Origin of the sequence: Pseudomonas paraglycinae (assembly GCF_021601625.1) — a bacterium.
GTDB lineage: Bacteria > Pseudomonadota > Gammaproteobacteria > Pseudomonadales > Pseudomonadaceae > Aquipseudomonas > Aquipseudomonas paraglycinae.
On record NZ_BQHR01000018.1, the window covers coordinates 56035 to 74388 of the forward strand.

21 protein-coding genes are annotated in these 18354 nt (G+C 56.7%); 8 read left to right on the forward strand and 13 right to left on the reverse strand.

The genetic code is table 11. The features are described from left to right. Positions 1–6 precede the first annotated feature (6 nt). The 5 genes from L6D82_RS23325 to L6D82_RS23345 are packed head-to-tail and all read right to left on the reverse strand — an operon-like array spanning position 7 to position 4852. A complete protein-coding gene (locus L6D82_RS23325) occupies positions 7–1032 on the reverse strand; it encodes a polysaccharide biosynthesis/export family protein (protein ID WP_236191748.1) in 1026 nt (341 codons plus the stop codon). A gap of 21 nt (positions 1033–1053) precedes the next feature. Next, a complete protein-coding gene (locus L6D82_RS23330) occupies positions 1054–1701 on the reverse strand; it encodes a CpsD/CapB family tyrosine-protein kinase (RefSeq protein ID WP_011333467.1) in 648 nt (215 codons plus the stop codon). Continuing rightward, positions 1701–2447, reverse strand: a complete 747-nt coding sequence (locus L6D82_RS23335; protein ID WP_085748434.1) for a sugar transferase — start codon at positions 2445–2447, stop codon at positions 1701–1703. Before L6D82_RS23335 ends, L6D82_RS23330 begins: the two co-directional genes overlap by 1 nt. A gap of 18 nt (positions 2448–2465) precedes the next feature. Then, positions 2466–3503, reverse strand: coding sequence for an NAD-dependent epimerase/dehydratase family protein (locus L6D82_RS23340; RefSeq protein ID WP_236191749.1), 1038 nt, complete (start codon positions 3501–3503; stop codon positions 2466–2468). Further along, positions 3500–4852 carry a UDP-glucose dehydrogenase family protein gene (locus tag L6D82_RS23345; protein ID WP_236191750.1) on the reverse strand — a complete coding sequence of 451 codons (1353 nt, stop codon included), beginning with the start codon at positions 4850–4852 and terminating at the stop codon, positions 3500–3502. Before L6D82_RS23345 ends, L6D82_RS23340 begins: the two co-directional genes overlap by 4 nt. 382 nt (positions 4853–5234) lie before the next feature. On the opposite strand from L6D82_RS23345, the gene L6D82_RS23350 reads away from it, so the two are divergent. The 7 genes from L6D82_RS23350 (at position 5235) to L6D82_RS23380 (ending at position 12349) form a co-directional block, all read left to right on the forward strand. Next, positions 5235–6932, forward strand: coding sequence for a sulfatase-like hydrolase/transferase (locus tag L6D82_RS23350; protein ID WP_236191751.1), 1698 nt, complete (start codon positions 5235–5237; stop codon positions 6930–6932). 50 nt (positions 6933–6982) lie between these two features. Further along, positions 6983–7636 (forward strand): ABC transporter ATP-binding protein, encoded by a 654-nt coding sequence (locus L6D82_RS23355; protein WP_102718586.1) that lies wholly within the window; start codon positions 6983–6985, stop codon positions 7634–7636. Next, complete coding sequence (locus L6D82_RS23360; RefSeq protein ID WP_236191752.1) at positions 7633–10104, forward strand: ABC transporter permease; 2472 nt, start codon at positions 7633–7635, stop codon at positions 10102–10104. The genes L6D82_RS23355 and L6D82_RS23360 overlap by 4 nt, the downstream gene beginning before the upstream one ends. After that, positions 10094–11161: a lipocalin-like domain-containing protein gene (locus L6D82_RS23365; RefSeq protein ID WP_236191753.1), complete on the forward strand. Its 1068-nt coding sequence runs from the start codon at positions 10094–10096 to the stop codon at positions 11159–11161. The genes L6D82_RS23360 and L6D82_RS23365 overlap by 11 nt, the downstream gene beginning before the upstream one ends. An 86-nt stretch (positions 11162–11247) precedes the next feature. Then, positions 11248–11490 (forward strand): hypothetical protein, encoded by a 243-nt coding sequence (locus L6D82_RS23370; protein ID WP_007956199.1) that lies wholly within the window; start codon positions 11248–11250, stop codon positions 11488–11490. Between the two features lie 11 nt (positions 11491–11501). Then, positions 11502–11681 (forward strand): hypothetical protein, encoded by a 180-nt coding sequence (locus tag L6D82_RS23375; protein ID WP_236191754.1) that lies wholly within the window; start codon positions 11502–11504, stop codon positions 11679–11681. Between the two features lie 83 nt (positions 11682–11764). Further along, positions 11765–12349 (forward strand): hypothetical protein, encoded by a 585-nt coding sequence (locus tag L6D82_RS23380; protein ID WP_236191781.1) that lies wholly within the window; start codon positions 11765–11767, stop codon positions 12347–12349. 326 nt (positions 12350–12675) lie between these two features. On the opposite strand, the gene L6D82_RS23385 is transcribed toward L6D82_RS23380, so the two are convergent. Further along, complete coding sequence (locus L6D82_RS23385) at positions 12676–13497, reverse strand: glycosyltransferase family 2 protein (RefSeq protein WP_236191755.1); 822 nt, start codon at positions 13495–13497, stop codon at positions 12676–12678. A gap of 244 nt (positions 13498–13741) precedes the next feature. Between L6D82_RS23385 and L6D82_RS23390 the strand changes: the two genes are divergently transcribed. Beyond that, the gene (locus tag L6D82_RS23390; RefSeq protein ID WP_236191782.1) at positions 13742–14563 is read left to right on the forward strand and encodes a VanW family protein; all 822 of its coding nucleotides are present in this window, start codon (positions 13742–13744) and stop codon (positions 14561–14563) included. Between the two features lie 48 nt (positions 14564–14611). On the opposite strand, the gene L6D82_RS23395 is transcribed toward L6D82_RS23390, so the two are convergent. The 7 genes from L6D82_RS23395 to L6D82_RS23425 form a co-directional block, all read right to left on the reverse strand. Continuing rightward, the gene (locus L6D82_RS23395; protein ID WP_085748422.1) at positions 14612–15043 is read right to left on the reverse strand and encodes a hypothetical protein; all 432 of its coding nucleotides are present in this window, start codon (positions 15041–15043) and stop codon (positions 14612–14614) included. After that, a complete protein-coding gene (locus L6D82_RS23400) occupies positions 15040–15462 on the reverse strand; it encodes a hypothetical protein (RefSeq protein WP_102718948.1) in 423 nt (140 codons plus the stop codon). Before L6D82_RS23400 ends, L6D82_RS23395 begins: the two co-directional genes overlap by 4 nt. 70 nt (positions 15463–15532) lie before the next feature. Beyond that, the gene (locus L6D82_RS23405; RefSeq protein ID WP_102718947.1) at positions 15533–16153 is read right to left on the reverse strand and encodes a hypothetical protein; all 621 of its coding nucleotides are present in this window, start codon (positions 16151–16153) and stop codon (positions 15533–15535) included. Between the two features lie 54 nt (positions 16154–16207). Continuing rightward, a complete protein-coding gene (locus tag L6D82_RS23410; RefSeq protein WP_085748420.1) occupies positions 16208–16582 on the reverse strand; it encodes a hypothetical protein in 375 nt (124 codons plus the stop codon). A gap of 89 nt (positions 16583–16671) precedes the next feature. After that, positions 16672–17097, reverse strand: a complete 426-nt coding sequence (locus L6D82_RS23415; protein WP_236191756.1) for a HEAT repeat domain-containing protein — start codon at positions 17095–17097, stop codon at positions 16672–16674. 101 nt (positions 17098–17198) lie between these two features. Then, complete coding sequence (locus L6D82_RS23420) at positions 17199–17543, reverse strand: hypothetical protein (RefSeq protein WP_236191757.1); 345 nt, start codon at positions 17541–17543, stop codon at positions 17199–17201. A gap of 273 nt (positions 17544–17816) precedes the next feature. Beyond that, entirely contained in the window at positions 17817–18209 is a 393-nt protein-coding gene (locus L6D82_RS23425) for an Imm50 family immunity protein (protein ID WP_102686526.1), read from the reverse strand. Positions 18210–18354: the final 145 nt, after the last annotated feature.

Here is an 18354-nt window from a genome sequence, read left to right on the forward strand (position 1 = left end):
TGAGAGTCAGTTGTTGTTGCTGTCTTTGTTGTCGACGCGGTAGCCGAAGCTGAAGCCCACGCCCTGGAACAGCACCACGTCGGCCAGTTGCCGGGCGAGTTCGCCGGCGCTGGCCAGTTTGGTTTTCGGCACGTACAGCATGTCGTCCGGTTGCAGGTAGGCGATTTGCGGCGCCTCGCCCGACAACGCTTTCTCGACGTCGTAACGCACGGCCTGCACCTGATTGCCGTTGCGCCGCATGATCACCACCGAATCGAGCCGCGCCTTGACGTTGGTGCCGCGCGCCAGGGTCAGCGCCTCAAGCACCGACACCGGCCGGCGGATCGGGTAGGAACCCGGCTGGCCGACTTCACCCAGCACATAGATTTCGTTGCCGGCGGTGGACTTGAGCAACACGTCCACGGTCATGCGGCCCGGCAGTTGTGCGTACTTTTTGTTGAGGAAGTCTTCGAGCTGGTTGACGGTCATGCCTTGCAGCGGCACCGCGCCGATTTCCGGGAAGCTCGCGTAGCCGTCGGTGCCGACGGTGATCTCGCGGCTCATGCCGGTGGCCGGGTGGTTGAGGGCGCTTTTCAGGTTCTGCTCGTTGGTCAGCGGGCTGATGATCTGCACCGTCAACTGATTGCGGTTGGGCTGGAACAACTGTTTGCGTTGATAGGCGCGCTGGATTTCCTGGCGCGCTTCTTCGCTGGTCAGCCCGGCGATTTTCACCGACGTGTTGGCGCCCGGCAGTTCGATGGTGCCGTCCGGCAGTACCAACTGGTTGCCATTGAGCTGGCTGGCGGCGGTGAAGTTCAGGCCGATCTGGTCACCCGACTGCACGCGGTAAGCGTCCGAGCCGCTGGTGCTGATGTGGAAGATCACGTCCAGCACATCCTGCGGGCGCAGGGTCTGCTCGACCTTCGGCATGTCGGTGGCCTGGGCGTTGGCCGGGGTGGCGGTGAGAATGTTCACCGGCATGTTCTGGGTTTCGGAGGTGCTCGAGCAGCCTGCAAGCGGCAGCATCAGCAGCACAAGAATCCTGGCGTTCATGGCGTCATCCTTTGCGGTTGCTTACAGGTTTTTGTAGAGCCATTTAGGCATGTAGTACTTGCGTCGGTTGAACACGCTGCCGACCACTTTGGCCCCGGCCTGGGTCAACCGTTGCACGGCTGCCTGGGCAACTTCCCAGCGGGTGTCTTCGGCACGTACCACGAACACCACACCGTCGACCTGGGTGCTGATGACCAACGTGTCGGCGGCCGAATACACCGCGTCGCCATCGATCACCACAAAGCGGTACTGAGCGCCCAGTTGATCCAGCAGCGGGCTCAGGCGCTCGGCAGTCAGGTGTTCAGTAGTGCGGATCGGCCGGCCATTGGGCAGCACATGAAACGGCAGGCTCGACACCTGCACCACGCAGTCCTGCAGCAGCGGCGGGTTGTCCGGGTTGAACAGCAGGTCGCGCAGGCCGCGCTCCTTGCTCAGGTTCAGTTGCTGGGTCAGGTTGCTCGCCGACTGGCTGGCGTCGACGTACAGCACCTGGCCGCTGCTCATCTGCGCCAGTTGACTGGCCAGCGCCAGGGCGCTGGTGGTGGTGCCGGCGCCGGGGTTGGCGGCGGTCAGAAACAGGATCCGCAGATCCAGGTCCAGCACGGTCGAAGTCAGGTTCGACTCGCTGGGGCTGGCAATGCTCAGGCTTTTGTTGGTTGAACCGTCCATTAGCTTGCTCCGTGGCCGCTGAATACTTTGAAGGGGGTTTTCAACAGAATCTTCAGATCAAGCAGAAGGCTCTGCTCGGCGATATAGCTGAGGTCCAACTCAACGCGCTGGTCGAAGTCGATGTTGCTGCGTCCTGAGATCTGCCACAGGCCGGTCATGCCGGGGTAGATCGCCAGACGGGCGAGGTGACTGTCCTTGTAGCGGTAGGCGTTGAACGAGGTCGGGCGAGGGCCGACCAGGCGCATGTCGCCGGTCACTACGTTGATCAGGTTGGGCAGCTCGTCGAGGCTGGTACGCCGCAGGAAGCCACCGATCCCGGTGATGCGCGGATCCTGGTCGATCTTGAAGTCGATGGCGTCGGCACCGTGCTTGTTCAGGTGACGCAGCGACTCCTTGAGCTCTTCGGCGTTGGCGACCATGGTCCGGAACTTGTACATACCGAACTTGCGCCCGCGATAACCGGTGCGTTTCTGCACGAACATCACCGGGCCCTTGCTGGTGAATTTGATGGCCAGCGCCAGACCGATCAGCAGCGGCGAAATCATCAGCAGAATCGTCAGCGCACCGAGGCAGGCGACCACCCGATTGGTGCGCGACAGTTGCCACGGCCGACCGCCCTCGCGACCGGTCATCCAGCCCTGGCCCTGGCGGTGGATTGCCGCGTCCAGGCGCATTCGCTGTTCCGGATCCATGCGTTTGTCACGCACCAGTTGTTGGATCGGTACACCTTTCTCAAGTCCAGTCATGGAGTCCTCCGCTGATGTTCAGCCGCGAACGGCGCGTGGGCGATAGGCAGTGGGGTAGTAATCGCGGAACCAGGCGATGAACCGCCCCAGTCCCTCATCCAGCTCTATCCGGGGCTGAAACCCGGTGGCCTGGGCCAGGTCGCTGGCCTCGGCGCAGGTATTGAGTACGTCGCCCGGCTGCAGCGGCAGCAGCTCGACCACGGCTTTCTGACCGAGGTGTTTTTCCAGCAGGGCGAGGTAGGTTTTCAGCGCCACCGGGTGCTGGCCGCCGATGTTGAACAAGCGCCACGGCGCCATGCTGCTGGCCGGGTCGGGTTGTTCGCGGTTCCACTCGGGATTGGCCCGGGGCGCCCGCTCGATCAGGCGCGCGATGCTTTCGATGATGTCGTCGATGTAGGTGAAATCGCGCTGATGCTCGCCGTAGTTGAACAGCTTCAGTGGCGAGCCTTCGCTGATCGCCTTGGCGAACTGGATCGGCGACATGTCCGGCCGGCCCCACGGTCCGTAGACCGTGAAAAAGCGCAGCCCGGTGCAAGGGATGCCGAACAGGTGGCTGTAGCTGTGGGCCATCAATTCATTGGCTTTCTTGGTCGCGGCGTACAGTGACAGCGGGTGATTGACGCCGTCCTGCACCGAGTAGGGCGTGCGCTGGTTGGCGCCGTACACCGAACTGGACGAGGCGTAAATCAGGTGCTCGACCGGGTGCCGGCGGCAGCACTCCAGAATGTTCAGGAAACCGTCGAGGTTGCTGTCCAGATAGGCCCGTGGATTCTCCAGCGAATAGCGCACCCCGGCCTGCGCCGCGAGATGAACCACGACTTGCGGCCGCTCGCTCGCGAACAATGCTTCCAGCGCCGCAGCATCTGCCAGATCAACCGTGGCGAGCTGGACATCGCCAATTTGCCCGCGCACCCAGTCCACCCGATCGTGCTTGAGCTGCGGGTCGTAGTAGCTGTTGAAGTTGTCCAGGCCGATCACCTGATGCCCGTCGCGCACCAGTCGCAGCACGCAATGAGCACCAATGAACCCGGCCGCACCGGTGACGAGGATTTTCATGGCCGCAACCCGTCAGGCGCGATGTGGCGCAGACCGATGCCGCTGTAGTGCAGGCCGGCGGCTGCCACTTGTTCCGGGTTGTAGAGGTTGCGTCCGTCGATGATGACTTTCGAGCGCAGCTTGCTGGCCAGCAGCTCGAAATCCACCACGCGGAAATTCTTCCACTCGGTGCAGATCACCAGTGCGTCGGCATCCTCCAGGGTGTCGTCGCGGGTGGCGCACAGGTGCAGGTCATTGCGGTAACCGTAAAGGCGCCGGCACTCGGACATCGCTTCCGGATCGTAGGCCTGCACGCTGGCGCCTTCGGCCCACAGCGCCTCCATCAGATAGCGGCTGGGGGCTTCGCGCATGTCATCGGTGTTCGGCTTGAACGCCAGGCCCCAGATCGCGATTGACTTGCCGGCCAGGCCCTGAGGGAATTGCGCCCTGAGTTTGCTGAACAGGATGTGCCGCTGCGCATCGTTGACATCGGTTACGCTGCGCAGCAGTTTCAGCGGCATGCCATTGTGTTCGGCGGTGTGCAGCAGGGCGCGCAGGTCCTTGGGAAAGCACGAGCCACCGAAGCCGCAGCCCGGGTAGATGAAGTGATAGCCGATGCGCGGGTCGGAGCCGATGCCCTTGCGCACCGCTTCGATGTCGGCGCCGAGTAGTTCGGTGAGGTTGGCCAGCTCGTTCATGAAGCTGATGCGGGTGGCGAGCATGGCGTTGGCTGCGTACTTGGTCAGCTCGGCGCTGCGGTTGTCCATGAACATCAGTTTTTCGTGGTTGCGGCAGAACGGCGCGTACAGCTCGCTCATCTGCTCGCGGGCCAGGTCATCGTGGGTGCCGACGATGATCCGGTCCGGCCGCATGCAGTCGGCGAGGGCGCTGCCTTCCTTGAGAAATTCGGGGTTGGACACCACCCGCACTGCCAGAGCGCTTTTGCCACGCCGTTGCAGTTCTTCTTCAGCGGTGTGCAGCACCTGATCCGCCGTGCCGACCGGCACCGTGGATTTGATGATCAACGTGCGATCGTCTTCCATGAAGCTGGCGATCTGCCGCGCCACGTTGAGCACATGGCTGAGGTCGGCGGAGCCGTCTTCGTCGGCCGGCGTGCCCACGGCGATGAAGATCAGCCCGGCATGTTCCACCGCATCGCTGGCCTGGGTGCTGAACAATAAACGCCCGGCCTTGATGTTTTCTTCCAAAGTTGCCGAAAGACCCGGTTCGCTAATAGGCGGTACCGCCTGTTGCAGTTGTTTAATCTTGTTCGGGTCAATATCGACGCACAATACGCGATGTCCGACATCGGCAAGTGCGGCTGCTTGTATCAGGCCAACATAGCCCGTACCAAATACGCTCACGTCCATATTGGCGTGCCTCGTAAGACGGTGATGGAAGATCGAAAATGGAACTGTCAAAAGGGGTATAGCGCAGCGTGGGAAAAGCGTGTCAGCAAAATGACATGTTGCAAGGGTATAACACCCCCATTTTTGGGGGCGAAAGGCCATCAAGTGCTTGCTGTAGATGGATTTGTCCCGTTCTTGACGGGTTCGAAGAAAACGATAAACGGTCGTAGGCCACGAATTTCAAGGGTTTTAACGACTTGGGTGTGTCAGATTTGAGTCAACGGTTTTTTGACGCTTTTTGATTATGTCCGACATTTCTTGCGCTTTAATGGCCCGGTGCTAGTGTCAGATTTTGACCGACAAACCCTTGACAACCTCTCGTCGGACGCGCCCCGGAATCGCCATGTTTCGATATCTGAAAGAACTGCTTTTAATTATTTATCTGTTGCTTTATTTCGAATATTACCTTGACCGATTAAATGCGATGGGTATTGGTCTGGCAGTACTTCTTTTTGGCGCGATGTTTTTGACGCTGACTTTCGCATTATTACTAACAGCCTATATACGTCAGACTTTCATTCGGCATTTGTTCGCATTAACCCTGTTTATTTCGGCGGTGTTTTTCGATATTTATACGAGGGTGACCGCCGATTACCTGACCTACAGCAGTTTCGTCTCGCTGGTGTATTCCGGCGGCTTCATTCAGGAAGCGGTGTATCAGTACCGGGGGGCGATCATCCACGGACTGCTCAACGGCTTGCTGCTGTTGTTCGGAATCGGCCTCAAGCCTCGGCACGCGATGCCCGTACCCAATGCCTTGCGGATCGCTGCGCCGCTCTGCGGTGTGTTGCTGCTCAGCACCGTGCTGTTCGTGCGCGCCGGCGAGGGTGCACGCGGGTTGCCGATCATGTACACGCCGCTGGCCTATCTGAATTTGTTCGGCTACGAAGCGCTGCACAACACCGTCGGCCCGCGTGAGCCGGTGACCCTGGCGCGCAATGGCCCGGCGGTCGGCCACGACATCGTGCTGATCATCGACGAGAGCATTTCCGGCAATTACCTGGACATCAACGCGCCGTTCGGCGTGCACAGCAACCTCAAGCAGGCCCGTCCGGGCGTCGAAATCTTCAATTACGGCTACGCGGCGTCCATCGCCAATTGCAGCGCCGACACCAACATCACCCTGCGCTACGGCGGCACCCGCGCCGACTACATGCGGATCAACAGCACGCTGCCGTCGATCTGGCAATACGCGAAAAAGGCCGGCATGCGCACGGTCTACATCGACGCTCAGCGCACCGGTGGCAACCTGCAGAACCTGATGAACGATGCCGAGAAAAAGGACATCGACGAATTCGTGCAATTCGACCAGACCAGCGTGCGCGACCGCGACATGGCCGCCGCCGCCAAGCTGATCGAACTGCTCAACGACGATAAACCGGAGCTGGTGCTGATCAACAAGGTCGGCGCGCATTTCCCGGTGCACGACAAATACCCGGACGCCTTTATGGCCTACCGGCCGACCTTGCCGCGCGGACAGTTCACGGAAGTCGCCGACACCGGCGAGCGCACCGGCTTCAACGGCCAGCCGGATGACTGGGTGCTGTATCGCAACGCCTACAAGAACACCGTGCTGTGGAATGTCGGCGAGTTCTTTTCGCGGGTATTTGCCCAGGCCAATCTGAACAACGCGCTGCTGATCTACACCTCGGATCACGGCCAGGATTTGCACGAGCGCGGTAATCCGGGACTGAACACCCACTGCGGCGGCGACCCGGTGGAGGAAGAAGGGCTGGTGCCGCTGGTGGTGATTCAGGGCGACCAGTTGCAGGCGCTCGACTGGTCGGCGCAACTGGCGGCGAACAAGGATCGCTCCAGTCACTACAACATCTTCCCGACCCTGTTGCAGTTGATGGGCTACGACCTGCCGGGAATCGAAGCGGTGTACGGCAAACCGCTGAGCGTGGCGACGGCGGATGAATTCACCTTCAACTACCGCTTCAACGCGCGGCTGGGGGCCAAACCCGAGTGGAAACACATCGACCTGAACAGCATCGTGACGCCGGGTGAAGCGCCGACGAGTGTGGCGGTGGGTCAGTAACGCGTCGGTATCCGCTATCCTTGGCCGACACGGATCGATCGGATGGCGGCATGCTCCAGGTTCAAAACGTCTTCAAAAGCTACCTCACCCCGCAAGGGCCGTTGCCGGTGCTGCAAGGCATCGACCTGACGCTCAAGCCCGGCAGCAGTCTGGCGCTGATGGGCGAGTCGGGCAGCGGCAAGAGCACGCTGCTGCACCTGATCGCCGGGCTCGACAAAGTCGACAGCGGCATCATCAGCAGCGGCGAACATCGGCTGGATCGCATGAACGAGGCGCAACTGGCCAATTGGCGGCGCACGGAAATCGGTCTGGTGTTCCAGCAGTACAACCTGATCGGCAGCCTGCGGATCGAGGACAACCTGGCGTTTCAGGCGCGGCTGGCCGGGCGGCATGATCCGCGCTGGCAGCATCATCTGGTGCAGCGCCTGGGGCTGGGCGAGTTACTCAAGCGCTATCCCGAACAACTCTCCGGCGGCCAGCAACAGCGGGTCGCGCTCGGCCGGGCGCTGGCCGCGCAACCGAAGCTGCTGCTGGCCGACGAGCCCACCGGCAGCCTCGACGAAGCCACCAGCGACGAAGTACTGCGGCTGTTGCTGGAATTGCTCGACGACACCCCGACCACTTTGCTGATGGTCACCCACAGTCAGCGCGTGGCGGCGCGGCTGGCGGAGCGCGTGGTGCTGTCCAGCGGTCGGTTGACGTGAAGGTTTTCCGCCACGCGCTGATGGCGCTGCTCAGTCACTGGCGGCGCCATCCGGTGCAGTTTTTCAGCGTGCTGACCGGTTTGTGGCTGGCCACCAGCCTGTTGACCGGGGTCGAAGCGCTCAACAGTCAGGCGCGGGACAGTTACGCCCGGGCCAGCCAGTTGATTGGCGGCGAACCCCAGGCCAGCCTCAGTACGCCAAACGGCGCGACGTTTCCGCAGCAATGGTTCGTTGATCTGCGGCGTCTGGGCTGGCCGGTGTCGCCGGTGCTGCAAGGGCGCCTGATTCTTAAAAATCACGAAAACCAGCGCCTGCAATTGATGGGCATCGAACCGGTGTCGTTGCCCGGCGACAGCGCGGTGGCCGGACAGGCGATGCCGATCGAGCGCATCGTCGAGTTCTTCAGCCCGCCGGGCAGCACCTGGATTTCTCCCGAAACCTTGCGGGCGTTGAACCTCGCCGAGGGCGCGACCCCGGCCAGCGAAACCGGCCAGACGTTGCCGCCGCTGCGAGCGCAAACCGACATGGCCCCCGGCGTGCTGCTGGTGGACATTGGCGTCGCTCAGCGCGTACTCGAACAACCCGAGCAACTGTCACGCCTGCTGCTGCCAAAGGATTTTCACGCTGACATCCCGGCCGCGTTCAAAGGTCAGTTGCAGCTCAAGAGCAGTGGCGAGGAAAACAACCTTGCGCGACTGACCGAAAGCTTCCACCTCAACCTCGATGCGCTCGGATTTCTCTCGTTCATTGTCGGTTTGTTTATCGTCCACGCGGCTATCGGTCTGGCGCTGGAGCAACGTCGGGGATTGCTGCGCACCTTGAGGGCCTGCGGGGTCAGCGCGCGGATGCTGATCGCTTGCCTGATCGTCGAACTCGGCGCGTTGGCGTTGATCGGCGGGTTGTTCGGTGTGGTCAGCGGTTACTGGTTGGCGAGCGTGCTGTTGCCGGACGTCGCGGCCAGCCTGCGCGGTCTGTACGGCGCGGAAGTGGCGGGGCAGTTGCGCCTGAGTCCGTGGTGGTGGTTCAGCGGCATCGGCTTGAGTCTGCTCGGCGCGTTGCTGGCCGGGGCCAACAGCCTGCTGCGGGCGGCGCGTCTGCCGTTGCTGGCGGTGGCGGATCCGCAGGCCTGGCATCAGCAACATGCGCGCTGGTTGCGGCGTCAGGGTTGGGTCGCGGGTATCTGTGCAGTGATTGCGCTGGCGGCGTTGGTGTGGGGCAACAGCCTGGCCAGCGGTTTTGTGTTGATGGCGGGGCTGTTGCTCGGCGCCGCGCTGGCGCTTCCGGTGTTGCTCAGTGCGTTGCTCAACGGTTTGCTCGGTCGCAGCCGATCGGTGCTCGGGCAATGGTTTCTCGCCGATTGCCGCCAGCAATTGCCGGCGCTGAGTCTGGCGTTGATGGCGCTGCTGCTGGCGATGGCGGCAAACATCGGTGCCGGCAGCATGACCGCCGGTTTTCGCCAGACCTTCAACGACTGGCTCGAACAACGGCTCACCGCCGAGCTTTATCTGAACCCGAGCAACCCGGCGCAGGCGCGGGAGCTGTACACCTGGCTCAAACAGCAAGCGAATGTCACCGCGATCATGCCCAACTGGCAGGTCTCTGTGACGCTGCAAGGCTGGCCGGCGGACGTGTTCGGGATCATCGATCATCCGCACTATCGCCAGCACTGGCCGTTGCTCGAATCTCGAGGAGACGACCCGTGGGCGGCGCTGGCCAAGGACGATGCGGTGATGCTCAGCGAACAACTGGCGCGGCGCTTGAAAGTGACGCCGGGCGATCACCTGTCGATTCCCACGCCGGGCGGGTCGTGGTCGCCGCGCATCGTCGGCATCTACGCCGACTACGGCAATCCCAAGGGCCATGTGCTGGTCAACAGCAATCACCTGTTGCGCGGCTGGCCACAGCTGACGCCAAACCGCTTCAACCTGCGCATCGACCCGCCGAACATCCCGGCGTTGCTCACGGCCTTGCAGGCACGCTTCCAGCTTGATGACAGCCGGATCGTCGATCAGGCGCGGCTCAAGGGCTGGTCGGTGCAAGTCTTCGAACGCACCTTCGCCGCGACCGCCGCGCTGAATAGCCTGACGCTTGCCGTCGCCGGCGTGGCGCTGTTCATCAGCCTGCTGACCCAGAGTCAGAGCCGTCTCGGCCAGCTCGCACCGTTGTGGGCCCTAGGCGTGACGCGACGGCAATTGATGCTGCTCAACCTCGGGCAAACGTGGCTGTTGGCGCTGCTGACGCTGGTGCTGGCCTTGCCGTTGGGCATCGGCCTGGCGTGGTGTCTGGACGCGGTGATCAACGTTCAGGCCTTCGGCTGGCGTCTGCCGCTGCGGGTGTTTCCATTGCAGTTGCTGCAACTGATGGGGCTGGCGCTGCTGGCGACGTTGCTGGCCTCGGCGTGGCCGCTGTATTCGCTGTACCGCACGCAACCGGCGGACCTGCTGAGGACGTTTGCTCATGAAGACTAGGTTTGCGCTGGTGTTTTTGGCGTTGTTGCTCAGTGGTTGCGATAACTCCGTACCGGAGCAGAAGGGCTTTGCCGGGATGGGCGCTCAGGCGCAGGCGTTTACGCCGGTGGTGCCGGGTCGGGTGTTCAGCTTCCCGGCGGATCACGGCGCCCATGACGGTTTTCGTATCGAATGGTGGTACGTGACGGCCAATCTCAAGGATGCGCAGGGCAACGATTTCGGCGTGCAGTGGACGTTGTTTCGCAGCGCTCTGAACGCCTCGCCGCCGCAGCCGGGCTGGGCCAACCAGGCGATCTGGCTCGGGCATGCGGCGGTCACCTCGGCCAGCGTCCACCATGCCGCCGAGCGTTACGCCCGTGGCGGCGTCGGGCAGGCAGGCGTGCGTGCGGCGCCGTTCGAGGCGTGGATTGATGACTGGCGTTTCGTCAGTCAGGCGAGCGATCCGCTGGCCGACCTGCAACTCAGCGCCCGGGATAAAAACTTCAGCTACCAATTGCGCCTGACCTCCAGCCGCCCGCTGGTGCTGCAAGGCGACAAGGGTTTCAGTCAGAAATCCGAACAGGGCCAGGCGTCGTATTACTACAGTCAGCCGTTTTTCCAGGCCAGCGGCACCCTGCAGATCGACGGCCAGACCTACACCGTCAACGGCCCGGCCTGGCTTGATCGTGAGTGGAGCAGCCAGCCGCTGACCGCCAACCAGACGGGCTGGGACTGGTTCTCCCTGCATCTGGACGGCGGCGAACACGTCATGCTGTACCGCATGCGCCAGAAGGAAGGGGCGCCGTACCTGACCGGCACGTGGATTGCCGCCGATGGCCAGACCGAAACCCTGCACGCCGAACAGATCAAGCTGACCCCGAAGGACACTGCGAAGGTCGCCGGCCGTTCGATGCCGGTGCGCTGGTCGATCGACATTCCGCAAAAAAATCTGCAGATCACCCTTGATGCAATCAACCCCGACGCCTGGATGAACCTGCGCATTCCGTATTGGGAAGGGCCGGTGCGCCTGAGCGGCAACCGGGGCGGGCAGGGCTATCTGGAGATGACCGGGTATTGATTCCACGCGCCGTGCCGCGAAGGAATCGATTGGAACTCTGTCCGGGATGCCCCCTCTACCGAGGAACATGGCCGAGGATCCGATCCATGAGCGAGGAACTGAAATCTCCAGACCTGACGACCTGGCAGCAGATGTTTGACGATCAGACGTACTGGCAACAATCCCCAGATGCCCATTACTTCGATCTGCAGCGCATTGCTGACGATTTGCTCGGCCAAGGTGCCATCGATCTTGAGCAGTGGCAGATCCTCAGAGCCAAGGCCGATGACCTGCACAAGGACTCACCCGCCGTAAATGTTGCGCGGGAACTCGATGACCCGGAAGCCTGAGGAGGTACGACATGAAGACTGTTCCTGATAGCGAGCACCCCGACGAACCTCGTCCGCCGGGTGAAACCGAGCGCGACAACGACGCACTGCGTCCCACCGATCCCAAACAGCGGCAGAGCTCCGGTAAAGGCACCGCCAGTGGCGAGTCAACCGCGCAGGACACCGCGCAACGATCGCGGAGCAAACCCTGAAGGGCGTCTATGCTCACTGGCACATCCGTCGCTGACCGCGTTGGCGATGGGTGCTGCCATCCATCACAGGGAATGTATCGCTTATGAAGCTCCAAGCACTGACGCACGCCATTGCACTTGCCACTGTCCTTTCTACTGCCAGCTTTTCGGCGGTGGCCGCCGATATACCGCTTTCGGCCGCTGTCGAGGCCGACCGGGTCACCACCAAAGTGCTGGCGGTTGACCCGGCCAATCATCAAGTGATCCTGGAAGGCGCGGAAGGTCGCCAGGTGCACATTCAGCTCAGCGACAAGGCGAAAAACCTCGGTAATTTGAAAGTGGGCGATCTGGTTCAGATCGAAGTGACCCGCTCTGTGGCCGCTTATCTGGACACCGACGTGGATAAAGGTCTGCCAGGCTCTACCGAGCGCACGGGTGAACTGCGCAACGCCGTGGGCAGCAGCAACCCCGGTGGCGAGGCCTTCCGCCAGGTTCAGGTGCAACTGAAAATCACCAAAATTGATTTGGCGACAAACCAGGTCACCCTGGAAAACCCGTCGGGCCAGTCGAAAACCCTCAACGTCGAAAAGCCTGAGATTCAGGCCAAACTGAAAGATTTGAAAGTCGGGCAAAGCGTCGTGGTCACTTACACCGATGTATTAAAAGTGACCAGTCAGCATGAAAGTTGAGTATTGACTCTACAGAATGGCTGTTCTTGTACAAGTAATTGTATGAGAACAGTCATATGAAGTATTCGAGGTGGTGATGTCAGAAAGTTTGTCGGGAAAAATCGGTAAGCAATGTCCTTTAACTTTTCAGTACATAAATTTCATCTTCAATTAGCACGACATATCCGCCAACTTCCATTAAAATCCCTCCCGTTCGCCCAGTGTCAGGGCTCTTTACCGGTGCATGGATTGCCAGGCCATTACACTGGGCGAACACCTCCTCGGAGTGGAAGCCAAAGAATTCAGATGCAAAAAGGGCGACTTTGAAGTCGCCCTTTTTTATTGTCTTACGATTTGGCGGGTCGCATGCGCTGTTGTAACTGAAGGCGCTTGAGCGTTTCCTGATACATGGTGGTGCGGCGGTGCTGTTTGCCGTATCCACCGATCGCGGCCACGGTGCCGGCCTGGATGTGATCCAGGTAGCGGAAGATCGTCCGCGGCGAGAGGCATTTGATGCCGTAGCCAAGGTTGCTTAAACGATCCTGCAGCGTGTATCCCGGGACCCGGTCGTCCATCGAAAAATGCAGCCCGTGAGCCTTGATCAGCCGTGCATTCCACAAGGTGCAGAAGCTTTTCAGGTGAGTTTCCCGGTAGGGTTTTGGATCTCGGGAGGACAACCCCAAGTGCTGTTTTGCTCGGCGGAAATAGTGTTTGAAATAACGCGAAGACAAACGCCAGGTGTCTCTAAGGACGCCGCGATCCAGTTGTTCGACGCAACCGACCGCCGCTGTATCCAAAGATTGCATGCACTCATTCATCATCATCGAAAAGACAGTACTGTCAAAAACGAAAGTGTCGGTGTGCAGCAAAAACAGGTAATCGGTTTCAACTTTCGCAAGTGCCAGATCAAGTGCCTTGCCATGAGCAATATGCCCCGCTTCCTTGCCGGGAGAAGGGCGCTCGATCAAGTTGATCCAGTCCAGAGACCGCAAGTAAATCAGGCTTTCATCGGCGGAATCGTTGTCCACCACCCACACCGGAATTTGATTCTCCTTGACGTACTGCTGGAGAAACTCCAGGCACATCCGGGTTATTTCCGGCGTCTTGTAATTGACCAATACAAGACTGAAGGCGGGCAGTTGTTTAGAGGTGGAATTGATCGCACTCATGGTCCGGGCTCACTTCAAGTTGAAGGGTTCTGCTGACGGCAATCAGCACACAGAACCGCTGCTTTGTGGCCCGGATGGTAGGGACGCAACCTTAGTTGAAGCTTAATTTCCGAGCGCCCGGGCGGGGCGACTTGTTACGGCTTGCGACAGCGGCGAGGCGCTTGGCGGCCAAGCGCGGTTGCACGGTAAGATGCGCCGCCCTTTCAAGTTCAAGGAAGACAACGGCCCGCGCCGTTCGCCACGGATGAAACCACTTTCCCTCTACCACCCGGCCCTTTACTGGCTGCGCGTGTGGCAAAAAAGACTGTTCCGCCACATCGCCTGGCACTGCTCGAGCAAACGCTACGCACGGCCTGCCACGACGTCCGAGCGCCTGCCTTACCGCTACCTCAAACACACCTCAAAACTGATCCGCAAACTCGGCGACTCCGACCTTGCGCTGCAACGCAACAAAGTCATCAACCTCAAACTCGCCGTCGCCGCCATCGACGGCGTCACCATCGCCCCCGGCGAATATTTCTCCTTCTGCCGCCTCGTCGGCCGCCCGACCCGCCAACGCGGCTACGTCGAAGGCATGGAACTCTCATTCGGCGAAGCCCGCACCGGCATCGGCGGCGGCATCTGCCAACTCAGCAACCTCATCCACTGGATGGCCATTCACTCACCCCTGGTCGTCATCGAACGCGCCAACCACAGCTTCGACCCCTTCCCGGACGACGGCCGCGTCCTGCCATTCGGCTCCGGCGCGGCGATCTTCTACAACTACATCGACCTGGTACTGCACAACCCGACGGATCGCAGCTTTCAGCTGAAGTTGAAGGTCGGGGAGACGCAGTTGGAGGGGGTATTGTTGTGTGATCGGGCGCGGGCCTATCGGTATCACGTGTTTGACGTGGGGCAGCGGTTTGTGCGGGAGGGGGCGCGGGTGTATCGGGAGAAGGAGATTTGGCGGGAGGGGAGGGAGAGGGGGGAGGTGGGGGCGTTGGTGGAGAGGGTGCGGGTGTATGGGAATCGGGTTGTGGTTAAGTATGGGGTCGGGGAACAAGTCATTGAAAGACAGCAGTAGGTTGTGTTTTTGCCTTAGGGTTTTGAGTCTGTGACGGAAATAACGCAATTACGGGTTTAGGTAGGGATACGTTTCGCCGCATAGGTGAAACGTATCGTCCAGATAATAAACTCCGGAAATCGAGTTTATTACCAGTTCTAGCTTTCCCTTTGATGGGAATAGCAAATAGAACAGCTCAAAGAATAAATAGTCTTTGATGAGGGTTGCTGCTACGTCTGGGCGGTTTCTTATCAGGGTTGAAAGTGGCGGGTAATTGCAATCTCGTAATGCGGGGATGTCGGCGTAGCCTTGTTTGTTATCGTCTTGTATGCATTCGGCGATGAATGCATTTGTCAGCTCGTGGAATTGCTCGGGCAGTTCGTGAGTTTTTATTGATAAAGTATATTTTTTGGTATTTTTGGAGAGCGGTTCACCGAAGCCAAGGCTGCGGTAGGTTACAGAGGTTGGGTCAATGATGTTGTTTTCTGATTTGAAGATCATGATTTTTTAATCGCGGGAGGAAACGAAGGGGATGCTGTATGTACGCAATCGTGGTCGTCTACATAAGTTAAGAAGCTAAGGGCTATATTAGTTATCCAGAATGGAAAGCCAGTCGTTTCTGAAAGCAATATTTTCAAATCGGATGATGACTGAAGCGTCCAGGCATGGATTTGGTTGTCGAGGACGATTAATTTTGGTTTCTCAGAAGGGTATAGGAGATCGACTTTTTTCCAAAAGTTTGGGTCGTGTTGTTTTGTTACGGATTTTAGATTGAAGGGGTCAAGGGTTTTTGTGTTGGAGTAAAAGAAGCAGGTTTTTATGTCTGAGATTATTTTTTCTAATTCAATGTCTTTGATTTGCTGGTTTTTTAGATTGTTTGTTTCAAGTGCTGATGTGATTTCTTTTTCCAAGTAACTCATCGAGATATTCCTGTTGTTTTTTTTGAAGCATAAATAGAAGTGAGTCTGTTCCCTTTGTGGAGTGTTTTAATTATTGATTGTAAATTCGATAGCCAGCGTCAAAGTTGCTAGTGGTGTGAGTGTTGCTATATGTGGAGTCGAATATGCCTGTGAGAGGTGGTTGAGTAGGTTTTTCTATTGAATTTAGTTTTTCTAAAGCCTTTTGAAACTCCGGGTAGCTTTCTATGTATGTGTAGTCTGATGAGTTAAATTCAAGTGTTATAGTATTGGGTGAAATGAATGCGAAGTTAATCAAGAGCTCCGGGGTCGAAAAAATTCTTCCGCTGATGTCGTAAATCTTGTCTCCGGTATTTAATTTTTTGCCGTAGCGCTCGTGGGTTAAATACCCGTGATCTTGATTTGATAGTCGCAGTAGTTTTTCGTAGCCTTTTATTGACTCAAAGGAAATACAGGCTTGTCTTATTATAAGGAAGCCGTGTTCGGTCATGTTCTCCAAAAACGTTGAGTTCTGCCTGTTGATCGAATCGATTAAGGGCTCGTCGATCAGGTTAAGTACAAAATTTGATAGCTTAAGGCGAAATTTTTCCTGAGGGTTCTCGATGGGTGGGATGCTGATACAGCTTATAATCCCGCCTGCGTTATCGGAGTCGATTACGCCAAAGCACTCTGTGATATCAATTGAGAAAATCATTGCGCTCTCCAGCGAGAACTGAATACACCTATAAGATGTTGGAGGTGGATGTTTTTAATCTTCTTTATTCCATTCCGCATGGGTCTCAATGGCTATTTTTAGCCACGCGCTAAAGTCAGGATGTTCTCCGTGAAGCTCCCACCCCTCTGAAGCATATGCATGTATTATTAGCACTTTTGGATTGCCGGATAAATCATCACCGTCAAAGCAAGCAATATCATCATTGGCGTTGAACTTTGCGAAAGGAACTAACGTGCGGTTGGGATACAGATTTTTTAGCGTGTTATGCCAGTAATTTATTTTTCCCTCTTGATATATTAGTAACCACCAAGGTTCAATGTCCGGTTCAGGTTCCGTAGTCGCGAATTCTATAAATGTACTAGGGAAGTTGTAGTTTTTCAGGTGTTCAATGTTGAGAGAAATTTTCATTTTGCCTGTTGGTTTTGAAATGCGGAAAAGGGACGGGGGCAGATATATTTTCTTTAACGAATAATAAATCTGCCCTCTTCAATTTGGTTCTATTTAAAGTTGCGCGCTGCTGGATTTTTTAGAAGGTTTTCAAGTTCGGGGTAGGATTCAAGTTCTTCGTGGGTTAGGGAGTTAATAATAGCTTGTATTTTTTTTGCGTATTTATTCTCGATCGGGACTTCGCTCCAATCCAGTTCTGAGGCAGAGACTATTAATACTTCGGTAAATGGAGAGTCCAAAAGTTTCTTTAGAATTTCAATTGCCTGAGTGGAGCGATTCTCTCCAAGAGCCGCAGCACTTCGCTCCTGCCAATACTCTTTCCTTGATAGGATCGTGTCATTAAGTCGGTTCCAGTCTTCAGCGCTGAATTTTCCTAGAACTCCTTTGGCTACCTGCTCTGTAATGTATTCATTCCAGTTAGAATCCTCGCTTTGTCCCAGCCAGTAGTTGTATTCATCGAAGGCCTTGCTATTCATGATTGTTACTCAATTTTAATAGTAGGCGACATATGGGGCTGAATAGGGGGCAGGTTGATTTTCTATTTTTTTCAGCGAAAAATAAACCGGTCTCCTTTAATTTATGCTTCAAGCATAAAGTCTTCGATTTTCTTAATGTATTCCATCTTGTCCTTTGTTCTGAATTCCCCTAGGAATATTTCAGAGTTTTTTAGAGGTTTTCCTTTGTTGTCATACTTGATTGTCAGGAAATCAACTACAAACTCCCCCGATGGATCTCCTTCTGGTTCAACTCTGGAGTCAAAGCAGTGTCCCGTAGTTTGTCGTGCACCACCTAGTAAAACTGAGCTACTAAACCAATCTGCAGTTTCGGGGGGGAGATCAACCTCGTAAAGGTTGTTGATTGTGATTGTCCATCCGCTGGGTACTCGGAGGGGTTGGAGTTCGTATTTAAGTTTTCTTCTCATATTGTTTGGTATTTTCCATTTGTTTTTGAACTTGATCTGGAGATGCCGGAAATCCGTGTGTTACATATTGAAAGGAGGGCGGACGTATTTTGTCCGAAGAAAAATAAATCTGTCCCCTTCTTTGGTCCAAACCCCCACCATGTTTTTCTAAGGATTGTCTTCTGGAAGCTCATTTTTGTTCTTCAAGTTAACTGGGAAGGGCGCGGATTCATTTTTAAAAGAAAATAAATCTGCCCCCGTTTTGATATTTATTCGTCCCCTTTGGTTTTTTGGTTATTCTGGGGCGTTCAAGTAAGCGGATGGGCCGCAAAGTAGCGGATGTTTAGTAGTGAATTCAATTAATGAATTTTCACTGGATGCAATTACTCTGAATTTTTGTTCGTTGGATGTGATTTTGATTGTCATTTTTTCATGGGTGGGAATATTTTTTATTAAAAGGTCTTCGATGTTGCTGCAATTTAAACCTATGCGGCAGGTGTTAAATCCAGATTGCTTCCATTTGGCTGGCGGTGCATCTGGGTAATCTGGAATATCAAACTCCATTATTATAACTGGTCTACTGTTGTCAATATTTATGGAGAACAGTTCTATCTCCCCGATTGGGATGGGTGAGGTGAATACCTTGTTAAAAAAATTGCTTCCGTCTAATTCGTTCCAGGAATTCATTTTTTTCCTTGAAATAATAGTGGTCTTTTGCACCAGGAACCTTGCCTGTTCTCGTATTTTCAATTTGAAAAGGGGACAGATTTATTTTTCGCTGAAGAAAATAAATCTGTCTCATTTGGATTTGTCCCCTTTGGATTTTTTCGCT